The organism is Salmonella sp. NW177 (assembly GCF_051811585.1).
In the GTDB taxonomy this organism is placed as follows: domain Bacteria; phylum Pseudomonadota; class Gammaproteobacteria; order Enterobacterales; family Enterobacteriaceae; genus Salmonella; species Salmonella enterica.
On the sequence record NZ_JAMMZV010000009.1, the window covers coordinates 1 to 22,847 of the forward strand.

The window sequence follows — 22,847 nt, forward strand, 5'->3', positions numbered from 1 at the left end:
TCAGAAGTGAAACGCCGTAGCGCCGATGGTAGTGTGGGGTCTCCCCATGCGAGAGTAGGGAACTGCCAGGCATCAAACAAGTGAAGAAGCCCGTCCGTCAGGACGGGCTTTTTTGCGTGTGTGGTAACTGTAAAAATGTAGGCCTGATAAGCGCAGCGCCATCAGGCAACCGGCACCGGCGGATGGCGGCTCCGCCTTATCTGGCCTGCATGCACTTATCAGGCAGCGCCACTACTCACGGATAAATTAAATTCAACAATGGATACGGTTTCCCAAGATCGTCAACCTCCGAACGTCCCGTCACCTTAAATCCCATTTTCTTATAAAATCCAACAGCTTGTGTATTTTGCTCGTTAACATTGGTTGTCAACCCCGGCGCCAGTGTTAACGCATGTTCAACTAATCTCTTACCGATACCCTGACCACGCACGTCCGGATCGACAAACAGCGCATCCATATGTTCACCGGTAAGCAGCATAAATCCTACCGGCTCATCCTGATCGGTCACGGCAACCCATAGTGGCGCTTCTGGCAGAAAATCGCTCACCAGTTCTTCCAGTTCGGCCCGATAAGCGTTTGACAGAAAATCGTGCGTAGCATCGACTGAGCGACGCCAGATCGCAATCAGTTTTTCCCCTTCCTCATGCCTTGAACGACGAATGTTAATCATCATCTTCACTCCTTTTTTGCTTACTTCTATTCTAATGCAAATGCTGTCGTGAAACTTTCTCACCTTGAACTTGCAGACTCGACATTCGCCTGATTTCTGAGTATCTTCAGCTATCTGGATGTCTAAACGTTTAAACGTATGTCGTGAGGTTATCAGGTTATGCCGATTCGCGTGCTGGACGAGCTACCCGCCGTCAATTTTTTACGTGAGGAGAATGTCTTCGTCATGACGACTTCTCGCGCATCAGGTCAGGAAATTCGCCCGCTAAAGGTACTTATCCTTAACCTGATGCCGAAGAAGATTGAAACGGAAAATCAGTTTCTGCGCTTGCTATCGAACTCGCCATTGCAGGTCGATATTCAACTGCTGCGGATAGATGCCCGCGAGTCGAGGAACACGCCAGCCGAGCATCTGAACAACTTTTACTGTAACTTCGACGATATCTGCGATCAGAACTTTGATGGGCTTATCGTGACCGGAGCGCCGCTGGGTCTGGTGGAGTTTAATGACGTGGCTTACTGGCCGCAGATTAGGCAGGTGCTGGAATGGGCGAAAGATCACGTTACTTCGACGCTATTTGTCTGTTGGGCCGTTCAGGCCGCACTCAATATTCTTTATGGTATCCCTAAGCAGACCCGTACAGATAAACTTTCCGGCGTCTATGAACATCACATCCTTCATCCACATGCTCTGTTGACGCGTGGTTTTGATGATTCGTTTCTTGCGCCACACTCACGCTATGCCGATTTCCCGGCGGCGCTAATACGGGATTATACGGATCTTGAAATTCTGGCGGAAACAGAAGAGGGGGATGCGTACCTGTTTGCCAGCAAAGATAAACGTATTGCGTTTGTCACCGGTCATCCTGAATATGACGCTCATACGTTAGCGGGTGAATATTTTCGTGACGTTGAGGCCGGGTTAAATCCGGAGGTTCCGTACAACTATTTCCCAAAAAACGATCCGCAAAACATACCGCGCGCAACCTGGCGCAGCCACGGTAATTTACTGTTTACTAACTGGCTCAACTATTATGTCTACCAGATTACGCCATATGATCTGCGTCACATGAATCCAACCCTGGATTAATCTTCTGCTTCTGACGATCCTAAAGCGTTTCAGCATGTTGAATCAGGCACCTTCGGGTGCCTTTTTTATTTCCGAAACGCACCTCATCATGTAATTAAATTTAATTTACATTGTTATCAATAGGTTAATGCATAATTAAATTAAAAATGGAAATTGTTTTTGATTTTGAAATTTAATTGAGTAGTCTTAGTTGTGTTGAACGAAAAGCGCACAGTGATCCTTCGTTCGCATTGGGGATGTATCTGGATCAACAACGAGGAGCTGCATGATGAATCCACAGGCAACCACAACTGATGAATTAACCTTTACCAGGCCGCAAGGCGAGCTGGAAAAGCAAGTCCTGACCGCTGAGGCAGTCGAGTTTTTGACGGAGTTAGTCACCCGTTTTACGCCAAAACGCAATAAACTCCTGGCTGCACGTATCCAGCAACAGCAGGATATTGATAACGGTAAGTTGCCTGATTTTATTTCGGAAACCACTTCCATTAGAGAAAGTAATTGGCAGATTCGTGGTATTCCGGCGGATTTACAGGATCGCCGAGTAGAAATTACCGGGCCGGTTGAACGTAAAATGGTGATTAATGCCCTGAACGCAAATGTGAAAGTGTTTATGGCGGATTTTGAAGACTCGCTGGCGCCGGACTGGAATAAAGTTATTGATGGTCAAATCAACCTGCGTGATGCGGTGAACGGCACCATTAGCTATACCAACGAAGCCGGAAAAATCTATCAGCTCAAGCCCGATCCGGCCGTATTGATTTGTCGTGTACGTGGTCTACATCTGCCAGAAAAACATGTTACCTGGCGGGGGGAAGCCATTCCCGGCAGCCTGTTTGATTTTGCTCTGTACTTTTTCCACAACTATAAAGCGCTGCTCGCTAAAGGTAGCGGCCCGTATTTTTACCTGCCGAAAACGCAAGCCTGGCAGGAGGCAGCCTGGTGGAGCGAAGTCTTCAGCTACGCCGAAGACCGCTTTAACCTGCCGCGCGGTACGATCAAAGCGACCCTGTTGATTGAAACGCTTCCTGCTGTTTTCCAGATGGATGAGATTCTTCATGCGTTGCGTGATCATATTGTCGGTCTCAACTGTGGTCGCTGGGATTATATTTTCAGCTATATCAAAACGTTGAAAAATCACCCGGATCGCGTCCTGCCGGACAGGCAGGTGGTAACGATGGACAAACCGTTTCTGAGCGCCTACTCGCGCCTGCTGATCAAAACCTGTCACAAGCGCGGCGCGTTCGCGATGGGCGGTATGGCGGCGTTTATCCCGAGCAAAGACGTTGAACGCAACAATCAGGTCCTTGCCAAAGTGAAAGCGGATAAAGCGCTGGAAGCGAACAACGGCCACGACGGCACGTGGATTGCGCATCCTGGGTTGGCGGATACCGCAATGGCCGTCTTTAACGAGGTACTGGGCGAGCACAAAAATCAGCTGTTCATTACCCGTGATGAAGATGCGCCGATTACCGCTGAACAGTTACTGGAGCCATGTGAAGGCGAACGCACAGAAGCGGGAATGCGCGCCAATATTCGCGTGGCAGTGCAGTACATTGAAGCGTGGATCTCCGGCAATGGCTGTGTACCGATTTACGGTCTGATGGAGGATGCCGCGACGGCGGAAATCTCACGAACCTCTATCTGGCAGTGGATTCACCATGAGAAAACACTGAGCAATGGAAAACCCGTAACGAAAGCGCTTTTCCGCGAAATGTTGGCGGAAGAGATGCGGGTAATCCAGGACGAACTGGGCGAGCACCGCTACAGCAGCGGGCGCTTCGACGATGCCGCACGTCTGATGGAGCAAATCACCACCTCAGATGACTTAATCGACTTCCTCACCCTGCCGGGCTATCGCTTACTGGCTTAATTCACCACATAACAATATGGAGCATCTGCACATGAAAACCCGTACTCAACAAATCGAAGAATTACAGAAAGAGTGGACACAACCGCGCTGGGAAGGCATCACCCGCCCGTACAGCGCGGAGGAGGTGGTGAAATTACGCGGCTCGGTTAACCCGGAATGCACGCTGGCGCAGCTCGGCGCCGCGAAAATGTGGCGGCTGTTGCACGGTGAAGCGAAAAAAGGCTATATCAACAGCCTTGGCGCGCTGACCGGCGGTCAGGCGTTGCAGCAGGCGAAAGCTGGTATTGAGGCGATTTATCTTTCAGGCTGGCAGGTGGCGGCAGATGCCAACCTGGCATCCAGCATGTATCCGGATCAATCGTTGTACCCGGCAAACTCTGTTCCGGCGGTAGTGGATCGGATCAACAACACTTTCCGTCGTGCAGATCAGATCCAGTGGGCATCCGGTATTGAACCCAACGATCCGCGCTATGTGGATTACTTCCTGCCGATCGTTGCTGATGCGGAAGCCGGTTTTGGCGGCGTTCTGAATGCCTTCGAACTGATGAAATCGATGATTGAAGCCGGTGCAGCGGCCGTTCACTTCGAAGATCAGCTGGCGTCGGTGAAGAAATGCGGCCATATGGGCGGCAAGGTGCTGGTCCCCACGCAGGAGGCGATTCAGAAACTGGTTGCTGCGCGTCTGGCCGCTGATGTGATGGGCGTCCCGACGCTGGTGATTGCGCGTACCGATGCGGATGCGGCAGATCTGATCACCTCCGACTGCGATCCCTATGACAGCGGTTTTATTACCGGCGAACGCACCAGCGAAGGTTTTTACCGCACCCATGCGGGCATTGAGCAGGCGATCAGCCGCGGTCTGGCGTATGCCCCGTATGCCGATCTGGTATGGTGCGAAACCTCTACGCCGGATCTCGAACTGGCGCGTCGTTTTGCCGATGCTATCCACGCGAAGTATCCGGGCAAACTGCTGGCCTATAACTGTTCGCCATCCTTCAACTGGCAGAAGAATCTGGACGACAAGACCATTGCCAGCTTCCAGCAGCAGTTGTCGGACATGGGTTACAAATACCAGTTTATTACCCTGGCGGGCATCCACAGCATGTGGTTCAACATGTTCGACCTGGCGCATGCATACGCGCAGGGCGAGGGCATGAAGCACTATGTTGAGAAGGTTCAACAACCCGAGTTCGCCGCGGCGAAAGATGGCTACACCTTTGTTTCCCACCAGCAGGAAGTGGGCACTGGTTACTTCGACAAAGTCACCACCATTATTCAGGGCGGCGCGTCATCCGTTACCGCGTTAACGGGTTCCACCGAAGAATCGCAGTTTTGATTGATGCCCGGTGGCGCTGCGCTTACCGGGCCTACAGATAGCGTAGGCCGGATAAGCGAACGCGCCATCCGGCATGACGTGGTGCCGGATGAGGGAAAAAAATGCCGCGTGGCCTGGAATTACTGATTGCTCAAACCATCCTGCAAGGCTTTGACGCGCAGTATGGTCGATTTCTGGAAGTGACTTCCGGCGCGCAGCAGCGTTTTGAACAGGCCGACTGGCACGCCGTCCAGCAGGCGATGAAAAGCCGTATCCACCTCTATGATCATCATGTGGGTCTGGTGGTGGAGCAACTGCGCTGTATTACCGATGGCAAAAGTACCGACGCGGATTTCCTTTTACGCGTTAAAGAGCATTACACCCGGCTGTTGCCGGATTACCCGCGCTTCGAGATTGCGGAGAGCTTTTTCAACTCCGTTTATTGCCGGTTATTTGACCACCGCTCGTTAACACCCGAGCGGTTGTTTATTTTCAGTTCGCAACCGGAGCGTCGCTTCCGTACTATCCCGCGCCCGCTGGCCAAAGACTTCTTTCCCGATCACGGTTGGGAGCCGCTGTTGATGCGCATACTCAGTGACTTACCGCTGCGTCTGCCCTGGCAGAATAAAAGCCGGGATATCCGCTATATTATCGCGCACCTGACTGAAACACTGGGCGAGGACGCGCTACCTCGCTGCCATGTCCAGGTGGCGAACGAGTTGTTTTACCGTAATAAAGCGGCCTGGCTGGTAGGTAAATTAACCACACCTGACGGTACGCTGCCGTTTTTACTGCCGATTCATCGCACTGATGAGGGTGAACTGTTTGTCGATACCTGCCTGACCACCACGGCAGAAGCGAGCATTGTGTTTGGTTTTGCCCGCTCTTATTTTATGGTGTATGCGCCGCTGCCTGCCGCGCTGGTTGAGTGGTTGCGTGAAATCCTGCCGGGTAAAACCACTGCCGAACTGTATATGGCGATTGGCTGCCAGAAACATGCGAAAACCGAAAGCTACCGCGAATATTTATGTTATCTGGCTGAAAGTGATGAGAAATTCATTGAGGCGCCTGGTATCCGCGGCTTGGTGATGCTGGTGTTTACCCTGCCAGGTTTCGACCGGGTATTTAAAATCATTAAAGACAAATTCGCCCCGCAGAAAGAGATGTCTGCCGCTCATGTGCGTGCCTGTTATCAACTGGTAAAAGAGCATGATCGCGTCGGTCGTATGGCGGATACCCAGGAGTTTGAGAATTTCGTACTGGATAAACGGCAAATTGATCCGGCGCTGATGGCGCTTTTACGGCAAGAAGTGCCAGAGAAGATTACCGATCTTGGGGAACATATCGTCATTCGCCATCTCTATATTGAACGGCGCATGGTGCCGCTCAATATCTGGCTGGAACAGGTAGAAGGCCAGCAGTTGCGCGATGCGATAGAAGAATATGGTAATGCGATTCGCCAGCTTGCCGCCGCTAATATTTTCCCCGGCGATATGTTGTTTAAAAACTTTGGTGTTACCCGTCATGGTCGCGTGGTGTTCTATGACTACGATGAAATTTGCTACATGACGGAAGTGAATTTCCGCGATATTCCGCCAGCGCGTTATCCGGAAGACGAACTGGCCAGCGAACCCTGGTATAGCGTCTCGCCGGGTGATGTTTTCCCGGAGGAGTTTCGCCACTGGCTGTGTGCCGATCCGCGTATCGGGCCATTGTTTGAAGAGATGCATGCCGACCTGTTTCGCGCCGATTACTGGCGCGCGCTACAGACGCGTATTAAAGAAGGGCATGTAGAAGATGTGTATGCCTATCGTCGTCGCCAGCGCTTTAGCGTGCGTTATGATATGAGGAAAACTTCATATTTATAAGCATCTTTCCCACAAGGATGTCCGGACACGGAATAGTTACTCTGATGAAAACCGTAAATTATGTATGATACACTGTAATTTAGGGAATTTAATGAGAAACAATGATGTTTGATATTCATGGCAAGAAATTAACTACACATGGTTATAATAAGTTTGTATTTATCGGCCTAATAATCTGCTCTGCTATATTTATAGCGATTGGTATTTTTTGTCTGACACTTATGAATATGCCAACCTCAAGAGAGGAAGCTGGAGGTGGTATTTATTTTACTGTTGAGCCAGGGGGGGTGAGTCCGATGATGCTGTTCTCACTCATTGGCGGCGGACTAATCATCCTGGGGTTGGTTGCTGCAGCAATAGCATTAATGCAAAAAAATGTCCCCACATTTACCATCACCGAAAAGGGTATTATTTGTAAATATAAGGGTAAAGAAACTCTTTCCCTTTTTAAGGACATTTCTGATGTTTATCTCTTTTCAGTGGGCAGAACCAGCTATACAGGTTCTATAAACTCTCTGGCATATAGAAAAAATAAAAGTGATACCTGGACTTTGATTTCACCACGAAATTCAGGTTATGACAAACTAATCTCCACTTTCAGGAGCCTGTATTCAGAACAAAGAGTACAGACATTACGTGCGCAACTGGAACATGGGGCTACATTAGAATTTAATTATGTAGATGCAAAGATGATCTGGTTTAAAAGGGCATTTTCGCTTAACGTTGCGGGCGCAGCAAATATAGATTCCTCACTGCGGAAGTTTTATCTGACTAAAGACAATATCATCAAAGATGATAAAAGCATCATTATCAACAAATCTGATAAGATTAACACCGCTAGCTGGGTTGATAATTTACATCTTATTGATAGAGACGGTAATAAAAAATTCTCAATGATGTTCCCGTCTATCATATCGGCAGATGTGTTTTGTGCGCTATTACAGGAAGCCATCGATCGGGCGGAAATGTAATGTCTGTATATTTTTGATTATTTAGCATTTTTTGCGGTGATGTGCGCCAGCCTGAGGGTAAGGCGCGCATCACCGCGCCCCACCATAGGCCAGCGTCACCTCTTTCGCCGCTTTAATCACCATGGCGCCAAGTTCGGTGACGCGATCGTCGGTAATGCGTGAGCAGGGGCCGGAAATAGAGAGGGCCGCAAACGGTTCGCGGTGTTCGTCATAAATACACGAGGCCACGCAGCGCAGACCGAGCGCATGTTCTTCGTCGTCAAAGGAATAGCCGCGCTTGCGTGTTTGGGCGAGGTCATCTTTCAGATGGATCGGCGACACCAGCGTCGCATGGGTATAAGCGTGCAACCCCTTGCGGTGCAGCAGACTGGTAACCTGTTCCTCACTGAGCTGTGATAAAAACGCCTTGCCCGCGCCAGAGGCGTGCATGGGCAGCTTGCCGCCAATCGGTGCGGACATGCGCATCAATTGTGTGCACTGCACCTGGTCGATAATAATGGCCTGATGGTCGCTCTGGTCGAGTACGGCAAGGTTTACCGTTTCGCCGGAGTCCTCCATCAGCTTGCGCAAAATCGGATGGACAATCGCCAGCAGATTACGGCTTTGCAGGAAGCTGCTGCCGACGATAAACGCGTGTGCGCCTACGGCCCAGTGGCCCAGCTCGCCAACCTGGCGGACAAAACCCTGTTGCTGCATGGTGGTGAGTAGACGGTGAGTCGTGGAATTAGGCAAACCCGCCTGTTGCGCCAGTTCGGTCAGCGCGACGCTGCCGTTGGACTCGGCAATCCACTCCAGCAGCTTCAGACCGCGAGTTAAAGACTGAACCTGCCCGGTTACGGGTGCAGTGGTAGCGGCAGGTTTTCTCCCGCGTTTCGCGGGAACAGGGGCAACCATGGCAGACTCCTTTTTCTGTATCGTGGAAATCATTTTCGTTTTATTCAATTATAATGCAAGAGTTCCTGAACTGATCGGATGAGTGACATCACAGGATGCCCGATGGCGCTGCGCTTATCAGGCCTACGCTTTGGGAGCCGCCAAAGTAATTTGTAGACTGATAAGGCGCTTGCGCCGCCATCCGGCAAAGCGACAGAAGTGGGTGGCAAGCTGAACATGTCTCATGTTGCCCGTTGTTCTCTTTTCCGCCAGCACGCTTTGTGCCAGTATGGCTCGTTACGTGGAGCGTTGTCGGGAGCGAGTGTGAGCAGCAAAGTTGAACAACTGCGTGCGCAGTTAAATGAACGTATTCTGGTGCTGGACGGCGGTATGGGCACCATGATCCAGAGCTATCGTCTACATGAAGAAGATTTCCGCGGGGAGCGCTTTGCCGACTGGCCCTGCGACCTGAAAGGCAACAATGACCTGCTGGTACTCAGCAAGCCGGAGGTGATCGCCGCTATCCACAACGCCTACTTTGAGGCTGGCGCGGATATCATCGAAACCAACACCTTTAACTCGACAACCATTGCGATGGCGGATTACCGGATGGAATCCCTGTCGGCGGAAATTAACTATGCGGCGGCCAAACTGGCGCGTGCCTGCGCCGATGAATGGACGGCGCGAACACCAGAAAAACCACGCTTTGTTGCGGGCGTGCTTGGTCCAACTAACCGCACGGCCTCCATTTCACCGGACGTCAACGACCCGGCGTTTCGTAATATCACCTTCGATCAGCTGGTGGCGGCCTACCGTGAATCCACTAAAGCGCTGGTGGAAGGTGGCGTAGATCTGATTCTGATTGAGACCGTCTTTGACACCCTGAATGCGAAAGCGGCGGTGTTTGCGGTGAAAGAAGAGTTTGAAGCGCTGGGCGTTGATCTGCCGATCATGATTTCCGGCACCATCACCGACGCCTCTGGCCGTACGCTTTCCGGCCAGACGACCGAAGCCTTTTATAACTCGCTGCGCCACGCCGAGGCGCTCACTTTTGGCCTTAACTGCGCGCTGGGGCCAGATGAACTGCGCCAGTACGTCCAGGAACTGTCGCGGATTGCCGAATGCTACGTCACCGCGCACCCGAACGCCGGCCTGCCGAACGCTTTCGGCGAGTACGACCTCGACGCCGACACCATGGCGAAACAGATTCGCGAATGGGCGGAAGCGGGCTTCCTGAATATCGTTGGCGGCTGCTGTGGCACTACGCCGGAGCATATCGCCGCCATGAGCCGCGCCGTTGCCGGTTTGCCGCCGCGCCAGCTGCCGGATATCCCGGTCGCCTGCCGCCTTTCCGGCCTGGAGCCGCTGAACATTGGCGACGATAGCCTGTTTGTCAACGTCGGCGAACGTACTAACGTCACCGGCTCGGCCAAATTTAAGCGCCTGATCAAAGAAGAGAAATACAGCGAAGCGCTGGATGTCGCCCGTCAGCAGGTAGAAAGCGGCGCGCAGATTATTGATATCAATATGGATGAGGGGATGCTCGACGCCGAAGCGGCGATGGTGCGTTTCCTCAGCCTGATTGCCGGTGAGCCGGATATTGCCCGTGTACCAATCATGATCGACTCCTCCAAATGGGAGGTTATCGAAAAAGGGCTGAAGTGCATTCAGGGTAAAGGCATCGTCAACTCTATTTCGATGAAAGAGGGCGTGGAAGCCTTTATTCATCATGCGAAGCTTCTGCGTCGCTACGGCGCGGCAGTGGTGGTGATGGCCTTTGATGAGCAGGGGCAGGCCGATACCCGCGCGCGTAAAATCGAAATTTGCCGCCGAGCCTACAAAATTCTCACCGAAGAGGTGGGTTTCCCGCCGGAAGACATCATCTTCGACCCGAATATCTTTGCCGTCGCCACCGGTATTGAAGAGCACAACAACTACGCGCAGGACTTTATCGGCGCTTGCGAAGACATCAAACGCGAGCTGCCGCACGCGCTGATCTCCGGCGGCGTGTCTAACGTGTCCTTCTCGTTCCGCGGCAACGACCCGGTACGTGAGGCTATCCACGCGGTATTCCTCTACTACGCCATCCGCAACGGCATGGACATGGGTATCGTCAACGCCGGACAGCTGGCGATTTATGACGACCTGCCTGCCGAACTGCGCGATGCGGTTGAAGATGTCATTCTTAACCGTCGCGATGACGGCACTGAGCGTTTGCTGGATTTGGCGGAGAAATACCGCGGCAGCAAAACCGACGAAGCTGCCAACGCCCAGCAGGCGGAATGGCGTAGCTGGGACGTGAAAAAGCGTCTCGAATACTCGCTGGTGAAAGGCATTACCGAATTTATCGAACAGGATACCGAAGAAGCCCGCCAGCAGGCTACGCGTCCGATTGAGGTGATTGAAGGGCCGCTGATGGACGGCATGAACGTGGTCGGCGACTTGTTCGGCGAAGGGAAAATGTTCCTGCCGCAGGTGGTGAAATCCGCTCGTGTGATGAAACAAGCGGTGGCCTACCTGGAGCCGTTTATTGAAGCCAGCAAAGAAAAAGGCTCCAGCAACGGCAAGATGGTCATCGCCACCGTGAAGGGCGATGTGCACGACATTGGCAAAAACATCGTTGGCGTGGTGCTGCAATGCAACAACTACGAAATCGTCGATCTTGGCGTGATGGTGCCAGCGGAGAAAATCCTCAGAACGGCGCGTGAAGTGAATGCCGATCTGATCGGTCTTTCCGGGCTTATCACCCCGTCGCTGGACGAGATGGTCAACGTGGCGAAAGAGATGGAGCGACAGGGCTTTACTATCCCGCTACTGATCGGCGGCGCAACCACTTCGAAAGCGCATACGGCGGTGAAAATCGAGCAGAACTACAGCGGTCCGACGGTCTACGTGCAGAATGCTTCGCGTACCGTGGGCGTGGTGGCGGCGCTACTCTCCGACAACCAGCGCGATGACTTTGTCGCCCGTACCCGCAAAGAGTACGAAACCGTGCGTATTCAGCACGCCCGCAAAAAACCGCGCACGCCGCCGGTCACGCTGGAAGCGGCGCGCGATAACGATCTGGCGTTCGACTGGGAACGCTACACCCCGCCGGTAGCCCACCGTCTGGGCGTGCAGGAGGTGGAAGCCAGCATCGAAACTCTGCGCAACTACATCGACTGGACGCCGTTCTTTATGACCTGGTCGCTGGCCGGCAAATACCCGCGCATTCTGGAAGATGAGGTGGTGGGCGTTGAGGCGCAGCGTCTGTTTAAAGACGCCAATGATATGCTGGATAAACTCAGCGCCGAGAAACTGTTGAATCCGCGTGGCGTGGTGGGCCTGTTCCCGGCGAACCGCATTGGCGATGACATCGAAATTTATCGCGACGAAACCCGTACTCATGTTCTGACGGTCAGCCACCACCTGCGCCAGCAGACCGAGAAAGTCGGTTTTGCCAACTACTGTCTGGCGGATTTTGTCGCGCCGAAACTGAGCGGAAAAGCGGATTACATCGGTGCTTTCGCAGTCACCGGCGGTCTTGAAGAAGACGATCTGGCTGATGCTTACGAAGCGCAACACGACGACTATAACAAGATCATGGTGAAAGCGATTGCCGACCGTCTGGCGGAAGCGTTTGCCGAGTATCTGCATGAGCGTGTACGTAAGGTTTACTGGGGATATGCGCCGAACGAGAGCCTGAGTAACGACGAATTAATCCGCGAAAACTACCAGGGGATTCGCCCGGCGCCGGGTTATCCTGCCTGCCCGGAACATACCGAAAAAGGCACTATCTGGCAGCTACTGGATGTCGAAAAACACACCGGGATGAAGCTCACCGAATCTTTCGCCATGTGGCCTGGCGCGTCGGTCTCCGGCTGGTACTTCAGCCATCCTGAGAGCAAATACTTCGCGGTAGCGCAGATCCAACGCGATCAGGTGACAGATTATGCTTTCCGTAAAGGAATGAGCGTTGAGGACGTTGAGCGGTGGCTGGCGCCGAACCTGGGTTACGATGCGGACTGATTCATAAAATCGTCACTTTTCCTTACAACATACAAGGCACTCATTGGGTGCCTTGTCTCTTTCTTACAATTAAACCCTTATACTGAAGGAAGGCTCTACGCTGAATTTGCCGGATGGCGGCGTAAACGCCTTATCCAGCATACCGTATTACGTATGGTAAGCCCGGTGGCGTGTAACGCCAGCAGGCCTTAACGCTGTGCGCCATCAGGCAATTTATCGCAAGTGAGCTTCAGGAAAACGTATAACGATAAGGAGAACCTGACGCCGTGTTAACTTTGCTCCATCTACTTTCTGCCGTTGCGCTGTTGGTATGGGGAACACATATCGTTCGTACTGGCGTAATGCGCGTGTTTGGCGCGCGTCTACGTACTGTCCTCAGCCGCAGCGTGGAAAAGAAACCGCTCGCCTTTTGTGCGGGTATCGGTGTTACCGCGCTGGTACAAAGCAGTAACGCCACCACTTTATTGGTAACGTCGTTTGTCGCCCAGGATCTTGTCGCCCTGACGCCCGCGCTGGTGATCGTGCTGGGCGCCGATGTGGGTACTGCGCTAATGGCGCGTATTCTCACCTTTGACTTGTCGTGGCTATCGCCGCTGCTGATTTTTATCGGCGTGATTTTCTTTTTGGGGCGTAAGCAGTCCCGCGCCGGGCAGCTGGGTCGCGTCGGTATCGGGCTTGGCCTGATTCTACTGGCGCTGGAGCTGATTGTGCAGGCAGTGACGCCGATCACTCAGGCTAATGGCGTGCAGGTCATTTTCGCGTCGCTGACGGGCGACATTATGCTGGATGCGCTGATTGGCGCGATGTTCGCTATTATCAGTTATTCCAGCCTGGCGGCGGTGTTGCTGACGGCGACCCTGACGGCGGCGGGGATTATATCGTTCCCGGTGGCGTTGTGCCTGGTCATCGGCGCCAATCTGGGATCGGGGCTGCTGGCGATGCTCAATAACAGCGCCGCCAATGCTGCCGCGCGTCGCGTAGCGCTCGGCAGCCTATTGTTCAAATTGATCGGCAGCCTGGTCATCCTGCCGTTTGTCCATCCGCTGGCGAATCTGATGGATGAGCTATCGCTACCGAAGTCAGAGCTGGTGATCTATTTCCACGTTTTCTATAACCTGGTGCGCTGCCTGGCGATGGTGCCATTTGCCGAGCTGATGGCGCGTTTTTGTAAACGAATTATTCGTGATGAGCCTGAACTGGATACCCATCTGAAGCCGAAACATCTGGATGTCAGCGCGCTGGATACGCCAACGCTGGCGCTGGCTAATGCTGCCCGCGAGGTGTTGCGCATTGGCGATGCGATGGAACAGATGATGGAAGGGCTAAAAAAGGTCATGCACGGCGAGCCGCGTGAAGAGAAAGCGCTGCGCAAGCTGGCGGATGACGTTAACGTGCTCTACACCGCGATTAAGCTTTATCTGGCGCGAATGCCAAAAGACGAGCTGGCGGCGGAGGAGTCCCGCCGGTGGGCGGAGATTATTGAGATGGCCCTGAACCTCGAACAGGCGTCGGATATTATCGAGCGAATGGGCAGTGAGATTGCCGACAAGTCGCTGGCGGCGCGTCGGGCATTTTCAGAAGAAGGATTGAAAGAGCTGGATGCGCTTTACGATCAACTGCTCAGTAATCTGCAACTGGCGATGTCGGTCTTTTTCTCCGGCGATGTCACCAGCGCCCGTCGGTTGCGCCGCAGTAAACATCGCTTCCGTATACTTAATCGCCGATACTCACATGCGCATGTCGACCGCCTGCACCAGCAGAACGTGCAAAGCATTGAAACCAGCTCGCTCCATTTAGGGCTGCTGGGCGATATGAAGCGTCTTAACTCACTGTTCTGTTCGGTCGCCTATAGCGTACTGGAACAGCCGGATCAGGACGAGGAACGGGGCGAGTATTAAGTGAAATGCCGGATGGCGGGGCCTACGGAGAACATGCGTGTAGGCCCGTCATTCGGCATTCAATGTGGCCAGGGATTAAAAGCGATGACCCGCTTCCAGCGCCACGGCCTCTTCGCCTGCTTTAAACACCCAGGTGGTATTCGGGCCGCCGAGAACCGCCTGGCCGTTGCTCACCTGAATCCAGTTACCTTCCGGCAAACCAATCACTGTCAGTTCCGGCGCGACCACCAGCAGTTCGCGAATACGCTGCTCGCGGGTCTCGCCCTTATGACCTTCCGGCAAGGCGTTAGTGAAGTGAGGATTAATTTGCAGCGGGAACAGATCCAGCGCGTCGAAACCGTTTGGATCGACGATCGGCATATCGTTGGTCGTGCGGATAGTCGGGCAGGCAAGGTTGGCGCCCGCGCTCCAGCCGATATACAGCGCGCCGCGTTTTACCCTGTCCGCCATCGGCGCCAGCAGCCCGCGTTCACGCGATTCTTTCAGTAGCTGAAAGGTATTTCCGCCGCCGACAATAATGATTTCCGCTTTCTCAATCGCTGCAAGCGGATCGGCGACACGATGAATCCCTGTGACGTTTATCCCTAATGGCGCAAGTACCTCTGCGGTTTTATCCGTGTACTCGTCCCATGTTTGCGTGACGCCGGCAAACGGAATAAACACGGCTGAGCGTCGACCGTTCAATTGATTCGCTATCAGCGGCAGAGCGTGTTCCAGCCAGGCTTTACCCGGCAGCGTCGAGTTACTTAATAAAAGCAGTTCCATTACTTCTCCATCTCATCAGGAAATGTCAAAACGTAATAATGCTACCATTATCCATTTAATGTCTTACTGATATGGCTCATGATGTTGCGCGTGTTACAGGCAACGCGCGGTCGCTAAAAGTGACGCCAGGCCAGATCTGCTATCTGGTATCGCCTGAAAAATTACAGGTATAATCCGCAAAATTATTTAACACGTTTAGAGACGAAAATGGCAAAACTGACCTTACAAGAGCAACTGCTACAAGCGGGATTAGTGACCAGCAAAAAAATGGCCAAAGTCCAACGCACGGCTAAAAAATCACGCGTTCAGGCTCGTGAGGCCAGAGAGGCGGTGGAAGAAAATAAAAAGGCGCAACTTGAGCGTGATAAACAACTCAGTGAACAGCAAAAACAAGCGGTTTTAGCGAAAGAGTTTAAAGCTCAGGTTAAGCAACTTATTGAAATGAATAGAATCAATGTATCTAAAGGCGATATTGGTTTTAACTTCACCGATAATAACGTCATCAAAAAAATAGACGTGGATAAACTCACTCAGACGCAACTGATTAATGGGCGTCTCGCGATTGCGCGTCTGGTTATCAATAACAGCAGTGAATGTGAATATGCGATTATTCCCGCGAGCGTCGCCGATAAAATCGCACAACGAGATGCGGACAGTATTGTCGTAAACAGTGCGCTGAGTCAGGAAGAGCAGGACGAAGATGATCCGTATGCCGATTTTAAAGTTCCTGACGATTTGATGTGGTAAGTCACATTCCCGACGTTTATGTAGAAAAATTTCTCAGAGAGTAAATATGCTGACCGACACATCTACCCGGCTTAATAAATATATCAGTGAAAGCGGCATCTGTTCGCGTCGCGAGGCGGACCGTTTTATCGAACAGGGCAATGTCTTTATCAACGGCAAACGCGCCGCCATTGGCGATCAGGTGGTCGCCGGGGATGTTGTTAAAGTAAATGGTCGGTTGATTGAGCCGCGAGAAGCGGATGATTTAGTGCTGATTGCGCTGAATAAACCGGTTGGCATTGTCAGTACCACTGAAGACGGCGAACGAGACAATATTGTCGATTTTGTGAACCACAGCAAACGTATCTTCCCGATTGGTCGTCTGGATAAAGACTCGCAGGGGCTGATATTTCTGACTAACCACGGCGATCTGGTCAATAAGATTCTGCGTGCCGGTAACGATCACGAAAAAGAGTATCTGGTGACGGTGGATAAACCGATTACCGACGAGTTTATTCGTGGTATGGGCGCTGGCGTGCCGATTCTGGGTACCGTCACCAAAAAATGTAAGGTGAAAAAAGAGGCGCCGTTTGTCTTTCGCATCACCCTGGTGCAGGGATTAAACCGTCAGATCCGTCGTATGTGTGAATACTTTGGTTATGAAGTGACGAAACTGGAGCGTACGCGCATTATGAACGTCAGCCTGAGCGGGATTCCGCTGGGCGAGTGGCGCGATCTGACGGACGATGAGCTGATCGATCTGTTTAAATTGATTGAGCGTTCCTCTTCCGAAGCCAAACCAAAGGCCAAAGCGAAGCCGAAGACCACGGGTATTAAGCGACCGGTCGTGGCGATCGAAAAAAGCAATGAGAAAGCACGCCCGACATCAAGCGGTAAGCGCTTTACCTCGCCGGGACGAAAGAAAAAAGGACGTTAACGTCTGCCGCGCGTCGGCGTATTCGCCGACCAGGAGAATGACGCTTCCGTATCGGGTTTATACGCCTGCTTTTTCTTCAACTGGCGGGCTTTTTTCGCTTCAGCCTCACGCAGCGCCATCAGCTTATCGATGTACTCTTTTTTTACGCTGTTGGTCTCAGAATTGGTCAGCGGACGTCCGTGCGCAATACGGGCGCGGTCCAGCAACGTTTTCAGTTCGCGCTGTTCGCGCTCGGTCATCTCTTTTTGGGTAATGCGGGGGAGTGCCATACGGGTGCCCTCAGTTAGCCGATGCATTTAGTCTACGGCAATACGCAACGGGCGGATAGCGTGTAAGCCGGGTAAGCTTGCGCCACCCGGCAATATTTTAATTTACCTTTGCCGTTTCGCCCGATTTTTCAACAATCGGTTTCCCGGACCAGTAACCAGCCAGTAGTGACCCTGAAAGGTTGTGCCACACTGAGAACAGCGCGCCAGGCAGCGCTGCGAGCGGGCCAAAGTAGATTTTACCCAATGCAGCAGCAAGACCAGAGTTCTGCATCCCGACTTCGATCGCCAGCGTTCGACAGGTTGACTCATCAAAACCGAACAGACGTCCACCCCAGTAGCCGCCAAGCAGGCCAAGGGTGTTATGCAGGATCACCGCGATGATCACCATAAAGCCGACGGAGGCGATATGTGAAGCTGAACCCGCGACCACCGCGCTGATGATTGCCAAAATGCACACCATCGAGAATGCTGGCAGATAAGGTTTTACCACTTTCACTACGCGCGGAAACAGATGGTGAATCACCAGCCCCAGCGTGATTGGAATGACCACAATCTGTAGAATGCTCAGCAGCATACCCATCACGTCGACTTGAATATGGGCATCGACGTACAGGCGCGTGAGTAGTGGTGTGGCGACCACGCCGACCAGCGTGGAGACCGATGAAATGGTGACTGAGAGCGCGACGTCTCCCTTCGCCAGATAGATCATTACGTTAGAGGCGGTGCCGCTGGCTACGCTGCCGACCAGTACCATCCCGGCGGACAGATCTGGCGGCATCTTAAACAGCAACGCCAGCAGCCATGCCGCGAGCGGCATTACCAGATAGTGCAGGAATATCCCTGCGGCGACAGGGGCTGGTCGGGAGAGCACGCGTTTAAAGTCGTCAACGTTAAGATGGACCCCCATACCGAACATAATCAACATCAGTAGTGTCGCGACCCACGGCCCAACAGGAGTAAAGGTGGATGGTGTGTAATACGCAATGAGAGAGAGCAGCAGCGCCCATAACGGGAACAGCCGGGTAATGACGGCGAGCATGTTGTTTTCCTTGCAAGTATGTTGTGTTTGTTATCAACGGGTCAGGATCGAGCCAGACCATAGTTATTGTTTATCGCGTGAAGGAAGATTATTCAAACAAATTACGCTCATGATCCAGTGTGGGCACGTGGCAGGCTGGATGACGCGCCTGCGTCGCCATCCGGCAACGCATCGCCCGATGGCGCTTACGCTACCGTATTAGAAATATATAGAGGTTCTGGTGGCGTAAAGAAAAGCGCCGGCATTGAAGAGAAGGAAGCTTTAACGCAGTGATAACTTATATTGTTTCACTTTGCTTTGGATTGTGTTTTTTAAACTAAAATAAGGCACCCAGGGCAATGCTGTGTTCCAGGGGCGAGGGGAACCATGAAAACAGACTATGCTTGCTCCGTCAGGTAATTTTCCATTACCTGTCCCATCGTATAGTTCAGGGTTAAAACCAATCATTTTTGGTGTTGCTATATTAGCTTTATAACTAATAATTCTTCCGGGTAAGATGTTTTGCCATCTTTCAGCATCTTGACATATTCTGCCGATAAATCCTTGATCGCCATGATAGGGCGGGGTTCTTATGGCATTGATTTCCTTTTCAGGATTTTTCATAAATTCATCCCACACATTTTTTTTTGCGGGTGCAGGAATAAACATAATACCTGTTGCTGGCGCAACTGAAGCACCATGCTGAGAAAAGTCATTAAGTAATGTTATTTTTTTCATAGTTGTCAGAGGAGTAATATCTCCCACAACAACGCTATCTATATCAATATAGAGAATATCCTCATTACCAAGAACAGGATGCAGTGGATTGAAAAGTTCTAGTTTTGCCCACCATCCTGGCCAATCATACAAAAGAGGCGCTGTATTTACCCCTTTTATCTTTAGCGCATCTGTTAAACAAACAGAATCATAACCTTTGAGCTGCTTATGTAACCATTGAGCATGTTTTGTGGTGAAGTCTTTGCTTTGTCTGAGCACAGAAACAATAATCATTATATTCCCCGGTGAATATTAGGTGTTTTTAGCCATGTTCCACTATATTTAATGTGCTTTATATTGCAACAAAATTAGTGTTCATATGGTTATTGAAGTTTAATTACATTCAAGATGTGAATGTAATTAATTTGTTTATAATGTTATTAATATATGTAATGTAAGTTGATAAATGGTTTAGTGATTGTTTTGTCTTTTATATTTCCATGGGGAGATATAAAATAAGAGTTGGGATGGGAGTGATCTTATTTCCCCTTTTTACTGCTCCCAGCTCTATATCAATTCCAAATTTGGAATTTGGCTTGCGATTAATCCATAATCCAGTTTTTTCTGTTTTTTTTTGAACCATAGATATACATCTCATTTTCCAGACGCCACCAAAATAAAAAATTACGACGGAGATTGTTATTGGCCTGCATAAGTAATCGATATAATAAAAATTCATTCCTGCGAATGATCTCATGCCGCCAGTATTTCCGTAATCCACTTCCTTTTTTAGATATGGAAAATAATAAGCAATGTAAGAGTTTGATTTTTTCTTCCTCCAACGAAGAAAGCTAGCTTGTTAAATAAATGTTATTATCGTAGGGGGTTCACGTATCAATTGGTAAAAATACTATAAGATGGTTTTTTATAATACTTCATTTGCTATGCAAACTGAACATTTGATACTAACAAATAAATACTAACGGGTATTACTTAATTCAACACCGCCGGGCTTTATACCCGGCGAGAGATTCAACAATCGTATTGCCAGCTACTGACTAAGGCATAAAGGTGGCTGGGGGAGTAGCGCCAGCTATCGTTTAGTCCGAGAAATTCAGCGCAAAACTCGCTGCAAAACAGTTTATCTTTGCGCTCCCGGTTATACAGCGCGATACCGAGCGCGCCCTGCCAGTCATAGCGTTTGCCGTTATGTTTGCGGAAAAAGGCCTCCACTTCCGGCAACGTGGCCTTTAACGGTAGCTTATCCCACTTATCGTCCGGTAACGGTATTATCTTTCCCCGCACGCCGCGATCGCGAAACGACGCGGAGTAGCAGAGGTATTCATTACCGCCGTGTTCTACCGCCAGTTCACAGTGAGAGTAGATACCGCGCGTGACTTTGCGCGTGAGCCAGTCGGCCAGCCTGGCGATGCCGCGATACTCCGATCGCCCCTTATAGCAAGCGAGCCAGACGGTGGTTTGACTCATGGCTGCCAGCCTGATGAGTAGTCGTAGTCGAGCACAGCCTCGATATCCCCCAGCGCTTCTACCGCCGCAATATGCCGCTGCGCGTTGGCAAACAGGCGCATGTCGTGATCCATAGTGACGGTTTCAAACTGCGCGGCGATTTCGTTGGTCAGTTCAGTCAAACCGTTATTTTTGGTCTGCCACATTAACCCTTCTGGCACCTGTTTTGCCTGGCCCATTCTGGTGAGTGACATTTGCTGAATACGGCTGTTAGCGTCACTGTGGAAGTGGTTGCCGTCGATAATGATGTAATCGGCGGTAACGGTGTCGCGCTGGGTTTTGATTGCCTGTATAACTTGTGCTTTTACACTTTCAAGTACCGAGATAAATAACGCTTCGTCATATACCCACTCGCTCCCCTGTAATCGGTAAAATTTTCCGGGTGGCGGTGTGGTAATAAACTCAAGAGGGTTAAGGCACACCCAACAATTTTTATCTCTTAGTTGCCACTGCTTATCATTTACAGAAATTACTGAGTCAGGCAACACTACGTTCAATGAAGAAGTATCAATCCAGTCTATAACCTCAAAGGTTGCCGGATGGTAATATGCATATTGAGTCATATATTCACCATGAAATTTTTACAAAGCCGTTTGAGCCTTTCCCTCCAGGAAAGCCAGACCCACTAGAGGTATAAGTACTGCCAGTGGTGGTGACAGTGGTTTTGCCACTAGCGCCTCCGCCCCCCCCGGCACCATAACCGCTAGCATTGCCCCCGTCAGTATTACTGCCACCGCTCCCCCCCGTACCGTACGATGAGTTTTCCCCTGCTGCGCCATTACCAGATGGAGCTGGATTTATTACTGACGCAGTTGAGGTAACGCCGCCGGCCCCTCCTGGGCCACCTTTAGCGGTAACATTAACAAAAGTTGAATCTCCGCCATCAGTACCGGGGAATCCAGGCTTGCTAATTAGCACCACGGATTTTCCTGATTGTGCCGTAGACGAATAGCTAGCTGCGGCTCCGCCAACCCCTCCTGCGCCAACTATAACCGCGTATTTTCCTCCCGGAGTTACAGGAACAATGGAAATATTTGTGCTTCCACAGGTTCCTCCTGAACCACTACTAGCACCCGCAATTCCTCCATTGGTTATTGCACCACCACCTCCTCCACCACCTCCTCCCAGCATTTCCACAAATACCTGCGTTACCCCATCAGGCGCAGTAAAAGTCCCGTTAGCCGTAAAAAACTGATAATGGGTATGATTAACCGGAGCCGCCGTACTGGCCTTGTCATACGCCGCCTTTACCGCGCTCGGCGTCGCCGCCTCCGTCGTACTGGTGCTGTCGGTGGCGTTATTAAGCTTCACGATCCCTTTTTGCGTCAGCGTACCGTCCGGGGTGCCGGTGATCTGCCCCCAGGCGTGAGTATGGCTGGCCGGGGCCGCCGCGTTTGCCTTATCCATCGCCGCCTTTACCGCACTGGGCGTTGCCGCTTCTGTGGTACTGGTGCTGTCCGTCGCGCTGTTAAGCTTCACGATCCCTTTTTGCGTCAGCGTACCGTCCGGGACGCCGATAATCTGGTTCCAGACGTGAGTATGGTTCGCCGGAGCTGCCGCATTCGCCTTATCCATCGCCGCCTTGACTGCACTCGGCGTTGCCGCTTCTGTTGTGCTGGTGCTGTCCGTCGCACTGTTAAGCTTAACAATCCCCTTTTGCGTCAGCGTACCGTCCGGAACGCCAGTGATCTGGTTCCAGGTATGCGTGTGATTACGCGCTTCCGCCATCGCCGCTTTCACCGCCTTTGGCGTAGCCGCTTTGGTTTCGTCATCGCTGTCAGTGGCGTTACTGAGCTGCGTAAAGCCTTTCTGCGTTAATGTCGCATCCGGGTGATTTGTCGAATGTTCATGCTCGTCCAGCCGGACATCCACATAGTCGCGCGTCGCCAGCACAATGCTCGGATCGACCGTCAGCGTCACCGCCGTGGTGTTGGAGACCTCCATAATCAGGCGGATACAGACCTGCTTGCCGCAACCGCCCGGCAGCAGCGGTTTGTAGGATTCCGGGAATTTGCCGATGGCGATCAGCTCGCCCTCGTCGTCGAATACGCCCACTTCACGTACGTACCAGCCGCCAACATCCTCCGGCAGCACCAACTCGGCAATCAGCCAGTTAGGGTTATTCGGCGCAACGGTCAGCGTATTCATCTCACCGCGCCAGACTTCGTGGCGTAATTTGGCCTGGCTGGCGGTCGGTTCATAATATTGTCCGCCGCCGTCGCCAACCGCCATCTTTTGTAGATGTAGCTGTTTTTTGTCCGCAAGGGCGCTGGCGATTTTCGCCATTCCCCTGTCGGTCAGGAGGGTATAAAACTCATTATCCATA

Annotated in this window: 19 protein-coding genes and 1 pseudogene; 10 read left to right on the forward strand and 10 right to left on the reverse strand. The window is 51.7% G+C overall.

Annotated elements, in window-relative coordinates; all coding sequences use genetic code 11:
* Positions 1–235: 235 nt before the first annotated feature.
* A complete protein-coding gene (locus NA986_RS20895; RefSeq protein WP_000973248.1) occupies positions 236–673 on the reverse strand; it encodes an acetyltransferase in 438 nt (145 codons plus the stop codon).
* A gap of 156 nt (positions 674–829) precedes the next feature.
* Between NA986_RS20895 and metA the strand changes: the two genes are divergently transcribed.
* The 5 genes from metA to NA986_RS20920 all read left to right on the forward strand — a co-directional run bounded on the left by metA (position 830) and on the right by NA986_RS20920 (position 7,783).
* Positions 830–1,759, forward strand: a complete 930-nt coding sequence (gene metA / locus NA986_RS20900) for a homoserine O-acetyltransferase MetA (protein ID WP_001122767.1) — start codon at positions 830–832, stop codon at positions 1,757–1,759.
* Positions 1,760–2,027: 268 nt separating this feature from the next.
* Positions 2,028–3,629, forward strand: a complete 1,602-nt coding sequence (gene aceB / locus NA986_RS20905; protein ID WP_001069371.1) for a malate synthase A — start codon at positions 2,028–2,030, stop codon at positions 3,627–3,629.
* A 31-nt stretch (positions 3,630–3,660) separates the two neighbouring features.
* Positions 3,661–4,965 (forward strand): isocitrate lyase, encoded by a 1,305-nt coding sequence (gene aceA, locus NA986_RS20910; protein WP_000857882.1) that lies wholly within the window; start codon positions 3,661–3,663, stop codon positions 4,963–4,965.
* Positions 4,966–5,066: 101 nt separating this feature from the next.
* A complete protein-coding gene (gene aceK / locus NA986_RS20915; RefSeq protein WP_023216729.1) occupies positions 5,067–6,812 on the forward strand; it encodes a bifunctional isocitrate dehydrogenase kinase/phosphatase in 1,746 nt (581 codons plus the stop codon).
* A 101-nt stretch (positions 6,813–6,913) separates the two neighbouring features.
* Positions 6,914–7,783 carry a hypothetical protein gene (locus tag NA986_RS20920; protein ID WP_031619003.1) on the forward strand — a complete coding sequence of 290 codons (870 nt, stop codon included), beginning with the start codon at positions 6,914–6,916 and terminating at the stop codon, positions 7,781–7,783.
* Positions 7,784–7,852: 69 nt separating this feature from the next.
* Here NA986_RS20920 and iclR read toward each other — a convergent pair whose 3' ends face one another.
* On the reverse strand, positions 7,853–8,677 hold the full coding sequence (gene iclR, locus NA986_RS20925) for a glyoxylate bypass operon transcriptional repressor IclR (RefSeq protein WP_023216731.1): 825 nt from the start codon (positions 8,675–8,677) through the stop codon (positions 7,853–7,855).
* Positions 8,678–8,980: 303 nt separating this feature from the next.
* On the opposite strand from iclR, the gene metH reads away from it, so the two are divergent.
* Positions 8,981–12,664 (forward strand): methionine synthase, encoded by a 3,684-nt coding sequence (metH, locus tag NA986_RS20930; RefSeq protein ID WP_023216732.1) that lies wholly within the window; start codon positions 8,981–8,983, stop codon positions 12,662–12,664.
* Positions 12,665–12,930: 266 nt separating this feature from the next.
* Entirely contained in the window at positions 12,931–14,562 is a 1,632-nt protein-coding gene (locus tag NA986_RS20935) for a Na/Pi cotransporter family protein (protein ID WP_000956811.1), read from the forward strand.
* Between the two features lie 75 nt (positions 14,563–14,637).
* Here the strand turns inward: NA986_RS20935 and pepE are convergent, their stop codons facing one another.
* On the reverse strand, positions 14,638–15,327 hold the full coding sequence (gene pepE, locus NA986_RS20940; protein WP_000421776.1) for a dipeptidase PepE: 690 nt from the start codon (positions 15,325–15,327) through the stop codon (positions 14,638–14,640).
* A 71-nt stretch (positions 15,328–15,398) separates the two neighbouring features.
* Between pepE and NA986_RS20945 the strand changes: the two genes are divergently transcribed.
* Genes NA986_RS20945 through rluF form a run of 3 tightly spaced genes read left to right on the forward strand, consistent with a single transcriptional unit; the run spans position 15,399 to position 16,990 of the window.
* The gene (locus NA986_RS20945) at positions 15,399–15,500 is read left to right on the forward strand and encodes a hypothetical protein (protein ID WP_001576533.1); all 102 of its coding nucleotides are present in this window, start codon (positions 15,399–15,401) and stop codon (positions 15,498–15,500) included.
* 34 nt (positions 15,501–15,534) lie between these two features.
* Complete coding sequence (locus NA986_RS20950; protein ID WP_001096727.1) at positions 15,535–16,074, forward strand: DUF2058 domain-containing protein; 540 nt, start codon at positions 15,535–15,537, stop codon at positions 16,072–16,074.
* A 46-nt stretch (positions 16,075–16,120) separates the two neighbouring features.
* Positions 16,121–16,990: a 23S rRNA pseudouridine(2604) synthase RluF gene (rluF, locus tag NA986_RS20955; protein ID WP_000954619.1), complete on the forward strand. Its 870-nt coding sequence runs from the start codon at positions 16,121–16,123 to the stop codon at positions 16,988–16,990.
* Here the strand turns inward: rluF and NA986_RS20960 are convergent.
* The 7 genes and pseudogenes from NA986_RS20960 to NA986_RS20990 all read right to left on the reverse strand — a co-directional run bounded on the left by NA986_RS20960 (position 16,987) and on the right by NA986_RS20990 (position 22,846).
* A complete protein-coding gene (locus NA986_RS20960; RefSeq protein ID WP_001207628.1) occupies positions 16,987–17,259 on the reverse strand; it encodes a DUF3811 domain-containing protein in 273 nt (90 codons plus the stop codon). The genes rluF and NA986_RS20960 overlap by 4 nt on opposite strands.
* Before the next feature lie 97 nt (positions 17,260–17,356).
* Positions 17,357–18,298: a ketopantoate/pantoate/pantothenate transporter PanS gene (gene panS / locus NA986_RS20965; protein WP_000881647.1), complete on the reverse strand. Its 942-nt coding sequence runs from the start codon at positions 18,296–18,298 to the stop codon at positions 17,357–17,359.
* A 261-nt stretch (positions 18,299–18,559) separates the two neighbouring features.
* Positions 18,560–19,288, reverse strand: a complete 729-nt coding sequence (locus NA986_RS20970) for a hypothetical protein (RefSeq protein WP_000587743.1) — start codon at positions 19,286–19,288, stop codon at positions 18,560–18,562.
* Between the two features lie 196 nt (positions 19,289–19,484).
* Positions 19,485–19,775, reverse strand: a pseudogene (locus tag NA986_RS20975) (hypothetical protein).
* 251 nt (positions 19,776–20,026) lie between these two features.
* Positions 20,027–20,482: a hypothetical protein gene (locus tag NA986_RS20980; protein WP_000084338.1), complete on the reverse strand. Its 456-nt coding sequence runs from the start codon at positions 20,480–20,482 to the stop codon at positions 20,027–20,029.
* A complete protein-coding gene (locus NA986_RS20985) occupies positions 20,479–21,084 on the reverse strand; it encodes a DUF4376 domain-containing protein (protein ID WP_024147213.1) in 606 nt (201 codons plus the stop codon). Before NA986_RS20985 ends, NA986_RS20980 begins: the two co-directional genes overlap by 4 nt.
* Before the next feature lie 4 nt (positions 21,085–21,088).
* Positions 21,089–22,846: a tail fiber protein gene (locus NA986_RS20990; protein WP_079940890.1), complete on the reverse strand. Its 1,758-nt coding sequence runs from the start codon at positions 22,844–22,846 to the stop codon at positions 21,089–21,091.
* Position 22,847 lies beyond the last annotated feature (1 nt).